Annotated in this window: 11 protein-coding genes; 5 read left to right on the forward strand and 6 right to left on the reverse strand. The window is 61.1% G+C overall.

Annotated features, from left to right (window positions below; all coding sequences use genetic code 11):
- Positions 1-52 precede the first annotated feature (52 nt).
- Positions 53-628: an ANTAR domain-containing protein gene (locus tag JQF37_RS14850; RefSeq protein ID WP_047531484.1), complete on the reverse strand. Its 576-nt coding sequence runs from the start codon at positions 626-628 to the stop codon at positions 53-55.
- 15 nt (positions 629-643) lie between these two features.
- Positions 644-1,855 carry a CmpA/NrtA family ABC transporter substrate-binding protein gene (locus JQF37_RS14855; protein WP_130203627.1) on the reverse strand — a complete coding sequence of 404 codons (1,212 nt, stop codon included), beginning with the start codon at positions 1,853-1,855 and terminating at the stop codon, positions 644-646.
- A 229-nt stretch (positions 1,856-2,084) separates the two neighbouring features.
- Between JQF37_RS14855 and JQF37_RS14860 the strand changes: the two genes are divergently transcribed.
- The gene (locus JQF37_RS14860; protein ID WP_130203626.1) at positions 2,085-3,104 is read left to right on the forward strand and encodes a quinone-dependent dihydroorotate dehydrogenase; all 1,020 of its coding nucleotides are present in this window, start codon (positions 2,085-2,087) and stop codon (positions 3,102-3,104) included.
- A 147-nt stretch (positions 3,105-3,251) separates the two neighbouring features.
- Here JQF37_RS14860 and JQF37_RS14865 read toward each other — a convergent pair whose 3' ends face one another.
- Entirely contained in the window at positions 3,252-3,467 is a 216-nt protein-coding gene (locus JQF37_RS14865) for a ribosome modulation factor (protein WP_003223300.1), read from the reverse strand.
- 530 nt (positions 3,468-3,997) lie between these two features.
- Between JQF37_RS14865 and rlmKL the strand changes: the two genes are divergently transcribed.
- Both rlmKL and JQF37_RS14875 read left to right on the forward strand, forming a co-directional pair.
- Positions 3,998-6,268 carry a bifunctional 23S rRNA (guanine(2069)-N(7))-methyltransferase RlmK/23S rRNA (guanine(2445)-N(2))-methyltransferase RlmL gene (gene rlmKL / locus JQF37_RS14870; protein ID WP_130203625.1) on the forward strand — a complete coding sequence of 757 codons (2,271 nt, stop codon included), beginning with the start codon at positions 3,998-4,000 and terminating at the stop codon, positions 6,266-6,268.
- Positions 6,269-6,408: 140 nt separating this feature from the next.
- Positions 6,409-8,820 (forward strand): diguanylate cyclase, encoded by a 2,412-nt coding sequence (locus JQF37_RS14875; protein ID WP_130203624.1) that lies wholly within the window; start codon positions 6,409-6,411, stop codon positions 8,818-8,820.
- A 175-nt stretch (positions 8,821-8,995) separates the two neighbouring features.
- Here the strand turns inward: JQF37_RS14875 and dacB are convergent, their stop codons facing one another.
- The gene (dacB, locus tag JQF37_RS14880) at positions 8,996-10,456 is read right to left on the reverse strand and encodes a D-alanyl-D-alanine carboxypeptidase/D-alanyl-D-alanine-endopeptidase (RefSeq protein WP_130203623.1); all 1,461 of its coding nucleotides are present in this window, start codon (positions 10,454-10,456) and stop codon (positions 8,996-8,998) included.
- A gap of 233 nt (positions 10,457-10,689) precedes the next feature.
- On the opposite strand from dacB, the gene JQF37_RS14885 reads away from it, so the two are divergent.
- Positions 10,690-11,034, forward strand: a complete 345-nt coding sequence (locus JQF37_RS14885) for a YggL family protein (protein ID WP_007896965.1) — start codon at positions 10,690-10,692, stop codon at positions 11,032-11,034.
- A gap of 125 nt (positions 11,035-11,159) precedes the next feature.
- On the opposite strand, the gene JQF37_RS14890 is transcribed toward JQF37_RS14885, so the two are convergent.
- The gene (locus JQF37_RS14890; protein WP_130203622.1) at positions 11,160-12,353 is read right to left on the reverse strand and encodes a benzoate/H(+) symporter BenE family transporter; all 1,194 of its coding nucleotides are present in this window, start codon (positions 12,351-12,353) and stop codon (positions 11,160-11,162) included.
- Between the two features lie 397 nt (positions 12,354-12,750).
- On the opposite strand from JQF37_RS14890, the gene JQF37_RS14895 reads away from it, so the two are divergent.
- On the forward strand, positions 12,751-13,515 hold the full coding sequence (locus JQF37_RS14895) for a GntR family transcriptional regulator (RefSeq protein WP_047531465.1): 765 nt from the start codon (positions 12,751-12,753) through the stop codon (positions 13,513-13,515).
- A gap of 180 nt (positions 13,516-13,695) precedes the next feature.
- Here the strand turns inward: JQF37_RS14895 and guaD are convergent, their stop codons facing one another.
- Positions 13,696-15,000: a guanine deaminase gene (guaD, locus tag JQF37_RS14900; protein ID WP_130203621.1), complete on the reverse strand. Its 1,305-nt coding sequence runs from the start codon at positions 14,998-15,000 to the stop codon at positions 13,696-13,698.
- Between the last annotated feature and the right edge of the window lie 2 nt (positions 15,001-15,002).

Below are 15,002 nucleotides of genomic sequence, written 5' to 3' on the forward strand. Positions count from 1 at the left end.
GAGCTGCACAACGTTACAACTGTGGGGAGCTTGCTCGCGATGCAGCAGGGCTTCAGCCGAGCAGTTCACTCATGGCGATGATCTGCTCCGCCACCTGAATCAGTTTCTGTTGGCGGCTCATGGCCTGGCGGCGCATCAAGGTGTAGGCCTCTTCTTCGTTGCAGTCCTTCATTTTCATCAGCAGCCCTTTGGCCAGCTCGATGCGCTTGCGCTCGGCGAGCTGCTGGTCGCGGGCGTGCAGTTGCGCGCGCAGGGCCTGGTCGCTTTCAAAGCGCGCCATGGCCACGTCGAGAATCGGCTGCAAGCGCTGAGCGTGAATGCCTTCGACGATGTAGGCACTGACCCCGGACTTGATCGCCTGGCGCATCACGTCCGGGTCGTGTTCGTCGGTGAACATCACGATCGGTCGCGGTTGGTCGCGACTGACCAGCACCACTTGCTCCATCACATCGCGGCCCGGTGACTCGGTATCGATCAGAATCACATCCGGACGCACCGTTTCGACGCGCCCGGGCAGGTCGATGGTCAATCCTGATTCGTCGATCACCTCGAAGCCGGCCTCGGTCAGTGCCGCCTTCAGGCGCCCGACTTTTTTTGCGGTGTCGTTGATCAGCAGAATACGCAGCATGTTCGCAATCTCCTGTCAGCGGCTGGCCAAGCGGTGCGAGCTGTCGCTCATGGCGTGCAGTTTAAAACTGCGGGCATAACCGGCAGGGTCCGAGCCGTCCCAGACCTTGCCGTCGATCAACTGGCTGCTGCGCATCTCTTTGCCCAGTGCGGCGACGCCGACGGCGCTGGCGGCCTCACGATACAAGTCTAGTTGTTGCACCTGACGGGCCACCGCAAGGTAGTCCGGATCGTCGCGCAAGAGTCCCCAGCGACGGAACTGGGTCATGAACCACATGCCATCGGACAGGTACGGCAGATTGACCTCACCCTCACCGTGGAAGCGCAGGGCGTGCGGATCCTGCCAGCGATTGCCGAGACCGTCGTCGTAGTCGCCCAGCAGGCGCGGTTCGATGCATTCCAGCGGCGCATCGAGGTATTGCGCGGCACTGAGCAATTGCGCGGTGCTGCGACGATTTTCAGTGCTTTCTTCGATAAAACGACTCGCCTGCAGAATCGCCATCACCAATGCGCGGGCGGTGTTCGGGTATTGCTCGACGAACGCGCGGGTGCAGCCCAGGACTTTTTCCGGGTGATCGGGCCAGATGGCCTGGGTGGTCGCCATCGTGAATCCGAGGTTCTGTTGCACCGCACTGGCCGACCAGGGCTCGCCCACGCAGAAACCGTCGATGCGCCCCGCTTGCAGGTGCGCGACCATTTGCGGCGGCGGCACCACTACGCTCTCGACGTCCTGCAACGGGTGAATGCCCTGACTGGCGAGCCAGTAATACAGCCACATGGCGTGGGTGCCGGTGGGGAAGGTCTGGGCGAAGGTGAGTTTTGGGCGACTTTGGTGCACGTGCCGGTTCAGTGCTTCAGGACTGGTCACGCCCAGCGCTTGCAAGCCGTGGGAGAGGTTGATGCTCTGGCCGTTCTGGTTCAGCCCCATCAGCACGGCCATGTCCGTTGGCGCTACACCGCCGATGCCCAGGTGCACGGCGTAGATCAGGCCATAGAGGCTGTGGGCGGCGTCGAGTTCACCACTGACCAGTTTGTCCCGCAGGTTGGCCCAGGATGACTGGCGCTTGAGGTTCAAGGTCAGGCCGTAAGGCTGGGCGAAGCCCTGGGTGGCGGCGACCACGACCGAGGCGCAGTCGCTCAGGGCCATGAAGCCGAGGTTGATTTCGGACTTTTCCGGGGCATCGCTGCCATTGACCCAGGCCAGCGGGCCGGCTGATGGTTCGTTCATTGCGTCTTCACCTTGCAAAAAAAAGCGCCGTCCCGCGTCCTTGCACGCGCAAGGCCGGATGACGACGCCATTGTCCTGGCACTCATCCCGCCGTTGGCATGAGTGCTGATGTCAGGATCGGTGCAAGGCATATGCCATCGTCCGTTGATTGAATCGCGCGCCTCGCCTGCGGGCCGCTTGCCCGGCTATAATCGCTGCCACTTTTCATAGCCCAGAGTCAAACCCGCCCATGTACACCCTGGCCCGTCAGCTGTTGTTCAAACTTTCCCCGGAAACCTCCCACGATCTGTCCCTGGACCTGATCGGCGCGGGCGGGCGTCTGGGGCTCAACGGCTTGTTGTGCAAGGCCCCGGCGAAGGTGCCGGTGACGGTCATGGGCCTGGACTTTCCGAACCCGGTGGGCCTGGCGGCCGGTCTGGACAAGAACGGCGCGGCCATCGACGGTTTTGCGCAGCTGGGTTTTGGCTTTGTCGAAATCGGCACCGTCACCCCGCGTCCACAACCGGGTAACCCGAAGCCACGCCTGTTCCGCCTGCCGGAAGCCGAGGCGATCATCAATCGCATGGGCTTCAACAACCTTGGCGTCGATCACCTGCTGGCCCGCGTCGCTGCGTCCAAGTACAAAGGTGTGCTGGGCATCAACATCGGCAAGAACTTCGATACTCCGGTCGAGCGCGCGGTCGACGATTACCTGATTTGCCTGGACAAGGTTTACGCCCATGCCAGCTATGTGACGGTCAACGTCAGCTCGCCGAACACGCCGGGGCTGCGTAGCCTGCAGTTCGGTGACTCGCTCAAGCAACTGCTGGCCGACCTGGCCACGCGCCGGGCGGAACTGGCGCTGCGCCATGGCAAACACGTGCCCCTGGCGATCAAGATCGCTCCGGACATGAGCGACGAAGAAACCGCACAGGTCGCGCAGGCGTTGATCGAAACCGGAATGGACGCGGTCATCGCCACCAACACCACCTTGAGCCGCGTAGGCGTCGAAGGCATGGAGCATGGTGACGAGGCGGGTGGTTTGTCCGGTGCACCGGTTCGCGACAAGAGCACCCACACCGTGAAAGTACTGGCGGCGGAACTGGCGGGTCGCTTGCCGATCATCGCGGCGGGCGGCATCACCGAAGGCAAGCACGCGGCGGAAAAAATCACCGCGGGGGCGAGCCTGGTGCAGATCTACTCCGGCTTCATCTATAAAGGCCCGGCGCTGATTCGTGAGTCGGTAGACGCCATCGCAGCGCTGCGTTGATCCCTGTGGCTATGCCGATGAGTTTTGAACAGGCATAAAAAAGGGCTCCTCTAAGGAGCCCCTGGGCCGGAGCCCGCCGTCCGGATGGGACGTGCGTGGTTAATTCGTTACGTAATCAGATTGTCGTGTCGGAGTGTGTGCCCTGTATTAGCCGACGGCGTGAAGTTCGTTGAGTCTGTGGATTCCCGCAGTGCCGGTCATACCGTCCCAGTTGTCGCCGCGTCCTTCTCGCCAGCCGTTGATCCAGGCTTGGCGTACCGACGGTAGAGTAAATGGGCAAAGCTCACGGGATTTGCCACCAACGCCATATTGATATCCGCGCAAAAACGCTCTTTCCAACGGATCACGCTTAAGTCTTCTCATAGGGTGTAGCCCTCACTTGTTGACTGTTTTCATCGCGTCGACCTCAATCGAGGTCAGGCAGAAAAACTCTGCCGTTGGGGGCTCGCTGCCGGCGTGGCGAGCCAAGGTGTTGGCGTCGTTGCGGCGCCAACCTGAGTTGAGTTCTAACCAATGCGTCACATCGAGGGAATGATCGTTTTGTCATAAGGACGTAACGATAAAGATGCTATGGCCATAAGTAACACGATGATTGCCCCGTATTTATTGATCAAAGCCCTGTATGATCGGCCCCCCGCAGGATGCCGGGGTTAGTCATTTGGTGAGAATGTCTCGCGTTGCAGTGCGGGATTATTCGACGAAGGGTCGACTTATGACATTTTGTTGCATCAACTTTTTTATCTGTCCTTGCATCTAAGCTCATTTAACCCGAGCAGCAGGGGTGGAACGGCACACCTTCGTGCCACGCGGGCGCTCTTCGAGAAAAGCGCCTGATTGAAAACCGGGCCGGCAATGCGTTGCCGGCTCACTCAGCTAAAGGCTCTGGAACTCCCATGTCCGATCGTTTCGAACTCTTCCTCACTTGCCCCAAAGGCCTCGAAGGCCTGCTCATCGAGGAAGCCGTCGGGCTTGGCCTTGAGGAAGCACGTGAGCACACCTCTGCCGTGCGCGGCATGGCCACCATGGAAACCGCTTATCGCCTGTGCCTGTGGTCGCGCCTGGCGAACCGCGTGCTGCTGGTGCTCAAGCGCTTCCCGATGAAGGACGCCGAAGACCTCTATCACGGCGTGCTCGATATCGAGTGGCAAGACCACATGCTCAACGACGGCACCCTGGCCGTCGAGTTCAGCGGTCACGGCTCGGGCATCGACAACACTCACTTCGGTGCCTTGAAGGTCAAGGACGCCATCGTCGACAAACTGCGCACTCCGCAGGGCGATCGCCCGTCCATCGACAAGCTCAACCCGGACCTGCGCATCCACCTGCGCCTGGACCGTGGCGAAGCGATCCTGTCCCTCGACCTGTCCGGCCACAGCCTGCACCAGCGCGGCTACCGCCTGCAGCAGGGCGCGGCGCCGCTGAAGGAAAACCTCGCGGCCGCCATCCTGATCCGTTCCGGCTGGCCACGCATTGCGGCCGAAGGCGGCGCACTGGCGGACCCGATGTGCGGTGTCGGTACGTTCCTCGTCGAAGCTGCGATGATCGCCGCCGACATGGCACCGAACCTGCGCCGCGAGCAGTGGGGCTTCACCGCGTGGCTCGGCCACGTGCCGGCGCTGTGGAAAAAGCTGCATGAAGAAGCCGTCGAGCGTGCGGCGGCCGGTCTGGCCAAGCCACCGCTGTGGATTCGCGGCTACGAAGCCGACCCGCGCCTGATTCAGCCGGGCCGCAATAACGTCGAGCGTGCCGGCCTGAGCGAGTGGATCAAGATCTACCAGGGCGAAGTCGCGACCTTCGAGCCGCGCCCGGACCAGAACCAGAAAGGCCTGGTGATCTGCAACCCACCGTACGGCGAGCGTCTGGGCGACGAGGCGAGCCTGCTCTACCTCTACCAGAACCTTGGCGAACGCCTGCGCCAGGCCTGCCTGAACTGGGAAGCGGCCGTGTTCACCGGCGCGCCGGACCTGGGCAAGCGCATGGGCATCCGCAGCCACAAGCAGTATTCGTTCTGGAACGGCGCCTTGCCGTGCAAACTGCTGCTGATCAAGGTGCTGCCGGACCAGTTCGTCACCGGCGAGCGTCGTACCCCGGAACAGCGTCAGGCCGAACGTGAGCAAGCGGTCTACGATCAGGCACCGACCGAGCCGCAAGAACGCAAGTACAACAAAAACGGCAATCCGATCAAACCGGCGCCGGCACCTGCGCCGGTGATCGAGCAGCCACGCCTGAGTGAAGGCGGGCAGATGTTTGCCAACCGCCTGCAAAAAAATCTCAAGGCGCTGGGCAAGTGGGTCAAGCGTGAGGGCATCGATTGCTACCGCGTCTACGATGCCGACATGCCGGAATACTCCATGGCCATCGACCTGTATCACGATTGGGTCCACGTTCAGGAATACGCCGCGCCGAAATCCATCGACCCGGAAAAGGCGTCGGCGCGCATGTTCGATGCCCTGGCGGCGATTCCGCAGGCCTTGAACATCGACAAGAGTCGCGTGGTGGTCAAGCGCCGCGAGCGTCAGAGCGGCACCAAACAGTACGAACGTCAGGCTGCGCAGGGCAAGTTCGTCGAGGTCAATGAAGGCGGCGTTAAGCTGCTGGTGAACCTCACCGATTACCTCGACACCGGCCTGTTCCTCGATCACCGGCCGATGCGCATGCGCATTCAGAAAGAGGCCGCCGGCAAGCGTTTCCTCAACCTGTTCTGCTACACCGCGACCGCCAGCGTTCATGCGGCCAAGGGCGGCGCGCGCAGCACCACCAGTGTCGATCTGTCGAAAACCTACCTGGACTGGGCGCGCCGCAACCTGTCGCTGAACGGTTTTTCCGACAAGAACCGCCTGGAGCAGGGCGATGTGATGGCCTGGCTGGAAAATGCTCGCGAAGAGTACGACCTGATCTTTATCGACCCGCCGACCTTCTCCAACTCCAAGCGCATGGAAGGGATCTTCGACGTACAACGTGACCAGGTGCAGTTGATTGACCTGGCCATGGCACGTCTGGCGGCAGGCGGGGTGTTGTACTTCTCCAACAACTTCCGCAAGTTCGAACTGGAACCCAACCTCAGCGAGCGTTATGCGGTCGAGGAAATCACCGCCCAGACCATCGATCCGGATTTCGCCCGTAACGGCAAGATCCATCGTGCCTGGAAAATCACGGCCCGCTGACACCGGAAGATTGGATCCACAGAGCCTTGATTTTTAAAGGCTCTTGGATTCCTTCCGCACTGGTCAAATTAGTGGCTAATAGCTATAACTCCTCTCAGGGCCAAAGGGCTTTCCTGCACCTGGCGTTTTGAGTTGCGTTTATGTCGTTGCACGCCGTGCGCCCAAAGATCCTGGGTTTTATCAGCGAAGACGTGTCGGCCTGGCTGGTCGCGCTGCTGGTATTGCTCGTCGGCGGGGTCCTCACCGGGTTGCTCGCCTGGTCGACCCTGAACCTGTTTCACCATCAACTGCGGCAACGTTTCCAACTGCTGGCCAGTGAGCGTTACAGCCGTATCGAAGAGCGTTTTGAAGACCAGGAACAGCGCCTCGATGGCCTGCGCCGGTTCTTTGCCAATTCCGATGCAATCTCCCGTGAAGAATTCAACGGCTATACACAGCCTCTGTTACGCCGTACCCAAGCCTATTCGTTCGCCGAACGCATCAGTGGCGACCAGCGGGCGGCGTTCGAGCGCCGGGTGCGGGATGAGGGCCTGACGAATTTCACAGTGCGCGAGCTCACCGCCGACGGCCAACTGCAACTGGCCGGCGAGCGTGATGAGTACGTGCCGGTGCTGTACAGCCAGACACAAAGCAAACTTGGGGCGCCGCTTGGCTATGACTTGCTGGCCCAGCCCCTGCGGCGCGCGACCCTGGAGCGGGCCGACCAGCATCGGGGCATGGCGGTGTCGCAACCGATGCATCTGGTCAGCATCGAGCCGGCTTATGCGCGGGGCGTGCTGCTGGTCGCGCCTGTCATGTCGCGCGATGACCCCGATGCAGCGAAGAGCAAACCCTTTGGTTATGTCATGGCGGTGATCAGCATGCGTCAGTTGCTGGCCGATGGGTTGCCAGAGGCCGGGCGTGACTATCTCTCGGTACGCATTCTCGACTTATCCACAGACGACCAGCACGAAGTGCTGTTTGAGTCACCCAATGCACCGGCCTTCAGTGAATTGTCGTCGACTCGCCTGGTGCGCCTGGCTGATCATGATTATCAGGTCGATATCCAGCCCAGCGAGGCCTTCCTGCAGGCCAACCATTCGTCGGTGACCTCGTTGGTGGTGCTCGGCGGTTTGCTCAGTGTGTTGCTCAGTGCCTTGCTTTATGTGTTGGTCAGTCAACGTCAGCGCGCGTTGAAGCTGGTCGATCAGCGGACCGTGGAACTGCGCGCTCGCGAGCAGGAGTTACGCGGCACCCACGGCCAGCTGCGCGGCGTGTTGAACGCCGCGACCCAGGTCGCGATCATCGCCACGGACTTGCGTGGGGTCATCAGCACCTTCAATGCCGGCGCCGAACAGATGCTCGGCTACCGCGCCGCCGAAGTGGTGGGTCACATGACCCTGGAAAACCTGCACCTGCCCCGCGAGCTCGCTGCACGTTCGGCAGAGTTGAGCGCACGTTATGGCAAACCGGTGCCGACCTGCCAGGCGATGCTGGTCGAGGGTGGTGTGGAAGGCAGTGTGGAGGGCGGTCATGAAGGGCGGGAATGGACACTGGTGCGTGGCGATGGCAGCTATTTGATGGTCAACATGCTGGCGACCCCGGTGCTCGACGAGCAGGGGTTGTGGGTCGGGCACCTGGCCATTTGCATCGACATCACCGAGCGCAAACGCGTGCATGAGGCGCTGGCCGCTCGCGACTTGCTGTTGAAGAAACTCAGCGCCCATGTCCCCGGCGGGATCTACCAGTTCAAGATGGAGTTCGACGGACGCTTCAGTGTGATTTACGCCAGCGACGGTATCCGCGAGATCTACGAGCTCGATCCGGACGTTCTGTTGCTCAACGCCGAAGCGATCTTCATGCGGATTCACCCCCAGGACACCACTCGGGTTCGTGCTTCGATCCGCGCCTCTGCCGACACCCTCAGCCCCTGGCGTGAAGAGTACCGGGTGCAGCTTCCCCAGCGTGGCCTGCGCTGGGTGCGCGGCGAGGCGACCCCGGAGGAACTGCCCGGCGGTGGCGTGCTCTGGCATGGCTATATCTCGGACATTTCCGATTTGAAACGGGTGGAAGAGGAGCTGCGGGCGCTGTCGGTCACCGACTCCCTGACCGGTATCCACAACCGCCGCTATTTCCAGGAACGCCTGACCGGCGAGATGGCCCGGGTCGAGCGCGGCAGTGGAGAACTTTCGGTGATCATGCTCGACATCGACCACTTCAAGCGCATCAATGACCAATATGGCCACGCGGTGGGCGACCGGGTATTGCAGGCCGTGTGCGAGCGCATCGGCCAGCGGCTGCGTCGCACGGATGTGTTCTGTCGACTGGGTGGCGAGGAGTTCATGGTGCTTTGCCCGGATATTGGCAGCGCGCAGGCCTATTTGCTGGCGGTGGAGTTGTGGCAAAGCCTGCGCAGTGCACCGATCGACCAAGTGGGCGTCGTCACGGCGAGTTTCGGGATTGCCAGTTGGCGGGTGGGTGAGGGCGCGGATGCGCTGTTGCTGCGGGCGGACTCGGGGGTCTATGTGGCGAAGCTTGAGGGTCGGGATCGGGTTCAGGGCGAGGCGGACTGACCCAGGTCATCCGCGTTATCGTTAACGACCCTCGCCAGCAGGCTGGCTCCTACAGGGGGGTATGTAACACCATCCCTGTAGGGGCAAGCCCGCTCGCGATGGTAAATCAGCCACAGAGTTGTCAACTGAAACACCTTCGCGAGCAAGCTCGCTCCTACACTGTTTTTGCAGTGTCTTACAGAACCGAAGCGGTCTGCGCCAGTTTCGGCTGGCGGTACAGATCCAGCAGCACCTGATCGAGCACCGACGAGGCACCGAACGGAGCCTTGTCGTTGAGGATCGCCACCACCGCCCAGGTATTGCCATTGATATCGCGGCTGAAGCCGGCGATCGCGCGCACCGTGTTCAGGGTGCCGGTCTTGACGTGGGCTTCACCGCGCATCGCGGTGGTTTTCAGGCGTTTGCGCATGGTGCCGTCGGTGCCGGCAATCGGCATCGAACTGATGTACTCGGCGGAGTAAGGGCTGTGCCACGCGGCTTGCAGCATCGACGCCATTTCCCGGGCGCTGACCCGCTCGGCACGGGACAGGCCGGAGCCGTTCTCCATCACCAGGTGCGGCGCGGTGATGCCTTTCCTCGCCAGCCACTGACGTACCACGCGCTGGGCAGCCTTGGCATCGTCGGCATCGGCGTCGGTGCGGAATTTCTGGCCCAGGCTCAGGAACAGCTGCTGAGCCATGGTGTTGTTACTGTATTTATTGATGTCGCGGATGATCTCCGCCAGGTCCGGCGAGAATGCCCGTGCCAGCACCTTGGCATCCTTGGGCGTTGGTGCCAGGACATCCCTGCCCTGAATGCTGCCACCCAGTTCTTTCCAGATCGCCCGCACGGCGCCAGCGGTGTAGGTCGCGTGATCGAGCAGCGACAGATACGTCTGCGAGCTGCAGCCTTCGCCCAGTTGGCCACCCACGGTCACGGTCACGCTGCCATCGGCCTGGGGCACCGGGTTGTAGCGCACGCCGCCGGTGCATTGCTTGGAATTGATGGCCTTGACCTGATTGTCGATGCGGATGCTGGCAATCGGCGGTTCCACCGAAACCAGCACTTTGCCGGAGTCGTTGCGCGCGACGAATCGCAGGGCCTTGAGGTTGACCAGCAGGGCATCGGGTTTGACCAGGAACGGCTTGTTTTCGTCATTGCCGTCGTCGTTGAACTCTGGCAGTTGCGGTTGCACGAAAAAGTTCTTGTCCAGCACCAGGTCGCCGGTGACCTGGGTGACGCCATTGGCGCGCAGGTCGCGCATCAGCAGCCAGAGTTTTTCCATGTTCAGCTTCGGATCACCGCCACCCTTGAGGTAGAGGTTGCCATTGAGGATGCCGCCGCTGAGGGTGCCGTCAGTGTAGAACTCGGTTTTCCACTGATGGTTCGGGCCGAGCATTTCCAGAGCCGCGTAGGTGGTGACCAGCTTCATGGTCGAGGCCGGGTTGACCGATACGTCGGCGTTGAAAACGGTCGGGGTGCCCGGGCCGGTCAGTGGAATCATCACCAGCGACAGGGCGTTGTCCTGCAGTTTGCTGGCCTTCAGGGCTTTTTCAACGTTGGGCGATAACGCGGTATTGATGGGATCAGCGGAAACAGGGAGGGCCAGGGGAAGGAGAAGGCCGGCCAGCAGTAATGGACGCAACGATTTGATCATTTGAAATAAAACCCTACAGCCGAGGGGAAAAGACGAGGGCATGAAGATAAATTCCCTCAGTGGTCATGAAAGTGTCGGCATTATGCCCCAAGGTGTCGTGGCTTGTGCCGTGCCTTACCCTTCTAATCCGCTATTTTTTTACCGGGCGGTAGGGCTGGCGCCGTTCAGAGGCGAGTAATCGGCAGCTTAAACTGCTAAAGTGCCGCCCGTTATTACTTATGAGGATTGTTCCAATGGCGACTAACCGTTCCCAGCGTCTGCGCAAAAAACTGTGCGTCGATGAATTTCAAGAGCTGGGTTTCGAACTGAACCTGGATTTCAAAGAAGATTTGGCTGATGAAGCCATTGATGCTTTCCTCGACGCGTTCCTCAAAGAAGCCATGGAAGCCAACGGTCTGGGCTATGTTGGCGGCGACGACTTCGGTCTGGTTTGCCTGCAGAAGCGTGGCTCGGTGTCCGAAGAGCAGCGTGCTGCTGTTGAAGCCTGGCTCAAGGGCCGCAGTGAACTGACCGAAGCGACTGTCAGCCCGCTGATCGACGTCTGGTACCCGGAAAAGCCGATCAATCCGGTAGCATGATGTTCAAAAAAACGGCGACCTGAGGGTCGCCGTTTTTTTTGTAAGAGTCGCGATGAACCTGAAAGCGCCGCGGGGTGTCTTGCTTCCAGCGTTATCGTTGACGACCATCGCGAGCAAGCTCGCTCCTACAGGGCCTTGCGCCAGTTCAGAATCATCAGCGTCACCACCCCCGCGACAATCCCCCAAAACGCCGAGCCAATGGAAAACAGCGTCAGCCCCGATGCCGTGACCATGAAGGTGATCAGCGCCGCTTCCCGTTCCTTCACCTCGCTCATGGCGATGCTCAGACCATTGATGATCGAGCCAAACAACGCCAGTGCGGCAATCGACAGCACCAGCTCCTTGGGCAACGCCGCGAACAAGGCCGCCAGCGTTGCGCCGAAAACGCCGGCGATCCCGTAGAAAATCCCGCACCACACCGCTGCCGTGTAGCGCTTGTTGCGATCCTCATGGGCATGCGGCCCGGTGCAGATCGCTGCGCTGATGGCGGCCAGGTTGATCCCGTGGGAGCCGAACGGCGCCAACAGCAGCGAAGCGATGCCGGTGGTGGTGATCAGCGGCGAGGCCGGCACGGTGTAGCCATCGGCGCGTAACACTGCGACGCCGGGCATGTTTTGCGAGGTCATCGCCACGACGAACAGGGGAATGCCGATGCTGATGGTCGCCGCCAGGGAGAAGTGCGGCGTGGTCCAGACCGGCGTGGCCACTTCCAGGTGAAAGCCGCTGAAGTCCAGCAGGCCCATGAACCCCGACAACGCTGTTCCGATCAGCAATGCCCCTAGTACGGCGTAGCGGGGCGACAGGCGCTTGACCACCAGGTAGGTAAAAAACATACCCAGCACCAGCGCCGTGCGATGCTGCGCGGCGATGAAAATCTCGCTGCCGATCTTGAACAGAATCCCGGCCAGTAACGCGGCGGCCAATGACGCCGGGATCTTTTTCACCAGGCGTTCGAAGCTGCCGGTCAGCCCGCAAATCGTCACCAGTACCGCGCAGGTTATGTAGGCACCAATGGCTTCGCCATAGCTCACGCCGCCAAGGCTGGTGATCAGCAACGCCGCACCGGGGGTCGACCAGGCGATGGTAATCGGCGTGCGATAGCGCAGGGACAGACCGATGGAACACACCGCCATACCGATGGAAATCGCCCAGATCCACGACGAAATCTGCCCGCTGGTCAGGCCGGCCGCTTGCCCGGCCTGGAACATCAGCACCAGGGAGCTGGTATAGCCGGTCATCATGGCGATGAAACCGGCGACGATGGCCGAAGGTGATGTATCGGCCCATGGGCGCAGTTGCGTGTGCGTGGCGTCGTTCATGACGGTGGGTTCCTTGTACTGAGGAAGCTTTAAAGGGTCTTGTGGCGAGGGGGCTTGCCCCCGTTCGGCGGCGCAGCCGTCGCACGTTCTGTGGACCCGTGTTCAATGTTGGCGGCCAACTGGCAGGCCTGGGGCCGCTTGGCAGCTTAATGCGGGCAAGCCCCCCTCGCCACAAAAGCGCTTGTGCGGGGACGACGCACCCAATTTGCGGATTAAGCCTAAACTCAAACGTAACCAACCGTTGCAGTACAGCGGAAGCAACAAACAGCCATACAGTCGTGTTGCCACCATCCATTGTGTACAATCACAGTGTTTTTTACGCGATACTTGCCAGCGACCCACTGTGCCGTATTACAGTCACGGTCAATTCGCCGCAGTTCTCCCGACTCGAGTGCCCATGAACGAACAGTTGCAGCCCCTCAAGAAACAACCGCGAGCAGGCAAAGCCGGCCGCAGCGGTACCCAGGACGATATTGTCTATGCGCATATCTTCGAGGCCATCCTCGAACAGCGTCTGGCGCCCGGCACCAAGTTGAGCGAAGAAGCGCTGGGGGAAATTTTCGGGGTCAGCCGCACCATCATTCGCCGTGCGCTGTCGCGCCTGGCTCATGAAGGGGTGGTGCTGCTGCGTCCGAATCGCGGCGCGGTGGTGGCCAGCCCGAGTGTCGAAGAGGCGCGTCAGGTGTTCATGGCCCGGCGTCTGGTAGAGCGCGCAATCACCGAACTGGCGGTGCAGCATGCCACCGCCGAACAGATTGCCGAATTGCGGCAGATGGTCAACGACGAGCGCGACAGCTTCTCCCGTGGCGATCGCGGTGCGGGCATCCGCCTGTCGGGCGAATTCCACCTGAAACTGGCCGAAGCGGCGAAAAACGCCCCGTTGATCAGCTTCCAGCGCAGCCTGGTGTCCCAGACTTCGCTGATCATTGCCCAATACGAAAGCGGCAACCGTTCCCACTGTTCCTACGACGAGCACACCCAGTTGATCGATGCCATCGAGGCGCGCAACGGTGAACTGGCGGTGGACCTGATGATGCATCACATGGATCACATCGACAGCAAGCTCAACCTTGACGAAGAAAGTGCGTCGGATGATTTGCATGCGGTGTTTTCGCATTTGTTGCAGACCAAGAAGCCGGGGCGGTCGCCGGCGAAAATCTGACGGACCGCGTCGCCTCTATCGCTGGCAAGCCAGCTCCCACAATGATCTTCGGTGTTTACAAAAACTTGCAATTCACCTCGGCCCCTGTGGGAGCTGGCTTGCCAGCGATGACGGACTGACAGGCAATAAAAATCCCCCGGGCTGAAAAGCGGCGGGGGATTTTTTATGCCCGAAGAAAACTCAGCGCTGATGCACCAGATTCCCCGCCGCATACGTCTGCTGCACCGTCCGGTCATCCCCCAGGGTCATCAGCACGAACAACGTCTCGGCAATGTTGTTGGCCTGTTTCAGGCGATAGTCCAGCAACGGCGTGGCGTTGTAGTCCAGCACCAGGAAGTCTGCGTCCGTGCCTGGCTGCAGGTTGCCGATCTTGTCTTCCAGGCGCAGGGCGCGGGCGCCGCCGAGGGTCGCCAGGTACAGCGACTTGAACGGGCTCAGGCGCGCACCTTGCAGTTGCATGACCTTGTACGCTTCGTTCAGGGTTTGCAGCAGCGAGAAACTGGTGCCGCCACCGACATCGGTACCGATGCCGACATTGAGCTTGTGCTTCTCGGCCATCGGCAGGTTGAACAGGCCGCTGCCGAGGAAGAAGTTCGAGGTCGGACAGAACGAGATGGCCGAGCCGGTTTCTGCCAGGCGCGCGCACTCGTCATCGCACAGGTGCACGCCGTGGGCAAACACCGAGCGCTCGCCCAGCAACTGGTAGTGATCGTAGACGTCCAGGTAGCCTTTACGCTCCGGGAACAGTTCCTTGACCCACTCGATTTCCTTGAGGTTCTCGCTGATGTGGGTCTGCATGTACAGATCGGGGTATTCGGTCAGTAACTGGCCAGCGAGGGTCAGTTGTTCCGGGGTGCTGGTCGGGGCGAAGCGCGGGGTCACCGCGTAGTGCAGGCGGCCCTTGCCGTGCCAGCGCTCGATCAGCGCCTTGCTTTCGACGTAGCTGGACTCGGCGGTGTCGGTCAGATAATCCGGGGCGTTGCGGTCCATCATGACCTTGCCGGCGATCATCCGCAGGTCCAGCTGTTCGGCGGCTTCGAAGAACGAGTTCACCGATTGCGGATGCACGCTGCCGAACACCAATGCCGTGGTGGTGCCATTGCGCAGCAATTCCTTGATGAAGATGTCCGCGACTTCGTCGGCGTGGGCCTTGTCGGCGAACTGGCGCTCGCACGGGAAGGTGTAGGTGTTGAGCCAATCCAGCAGTTGCTCGCCGTAGGCGCCGACCATGCCGGTTTGCGGCAGGTGGATGTGGGTATCGATGAAGCCCGGGGTGATCAGGGCATCCTGGTAGTGAGTGATCTCGATGTCCGCTGGCAGGGTCGGCAGCAATTCACTGGCGTGGCCGAGGGCGCTGATCTGGCCGTTATCCACCACCAGCAGGCCATCCTCGAAATACTCGTAGGAGGCTTCGATCCCCACTTCAGCGGGGTCGGCGATACTGTGCAGAATGGCGGCGCGGTAGGCTTTGCGAGTCAAAGGCATGG

It is taken from the genome of Pseudomonas sp. MIL9 (assembly GCF_016887925.1).
In the GTDB taxonomy this organism is placed as follows: domain Bacteria; phylum Pseudomonadota; class Gammaproteobacteria; order Pseudomonadales; family Pseudomonadaceae; genus Aquipseudomonas; species Aquipseudomonas mohnii.

What these genes read in the sequence shown, in the direction of transcription:
- rlmKL (WP_130203625.1), top strand. Translation starts at nt 3,998, where the DNA reads ATGTCCGATCGTTTCGAACTCTTCCTCACTTGCCCCAAAGGCCTCGAA.
- JQF37_RS14875 (WP_130203624.1), top strand. Translation starts at nt 6,409, where the DNA reads ATGTCGTTGCACGCCGTGCGCCCAAAGATCCTGGGTTTTATCAGCGAA.
- JQF37_RS14865 (WP_003223300.1), bottom strand. Translation starts at nt 3,467, where the DNA reads ATGAGAAGACTTAAGCGTGATCCGTTGGAAAGAGCGTTTTTGCGCGGA.
- JQF37_RS14860 (WP_130203626.1), top strand. Translation starts at nt 2,085, where the DNA reads ATGTACACCCTGGCCCGTCAGCTGTTGTTCAAACTTTCCCCGGAAACC.
- JQF37_RS14890 (WP_130203622.1), bottom strand. Translation starts at nt 12,353, where the DNA reads ATGAACGACGCCACGCACACGCAACTGCGCCCATGGGCCGATACATCA.
- JQF37_RS14885 (WP_007896965.1), top strand. Translation starts at nt 10,690, where the DNA reads ATGGCGACTAACCGTTCCCAGCGTCTGCGCAAAAAACTGTGCGTCGAT.
- JQF37_RS14855 (WP_130203627.1), bottom strand. Translation starts at nt 1,855, where the DNA reads ATGAACGAACCATCAGCCGGCCCGCTGGCCTGGGTCAATGGCAGCGAT.
- JQF37_RS14895 (WP_047531465.1), top strand. Translation starts at nt 12,751, where the DNA reads ATGAACGAACAGTTGCAGCCCCTCAAGAAACAACCGCGAGCAGGCAAA.
- dacB (WP_130203623.1), bottom strand. Translation starts at nt 10,456, where the DNA reads ATGATCAAATCGTTGCGTCCATTACTGCTGGCCGGCCTTCTCCTTCCC.
- guaD (WP_130203621.1), bottom strand. Translation starts at nt 15,000, where the DNA reads ATGCCTTTGACTCGCAAAGCCTACCGCGCCGCCATTCTGCACAGTATC.
- JQF37_RS14850 (WP_047531484.1), bottom strand. Translation starts at nt 628, where the DNA reads ATGCTGCGTATTCTGCTGATCAACGACACCGCAAAAAAAGTCGGGCGC.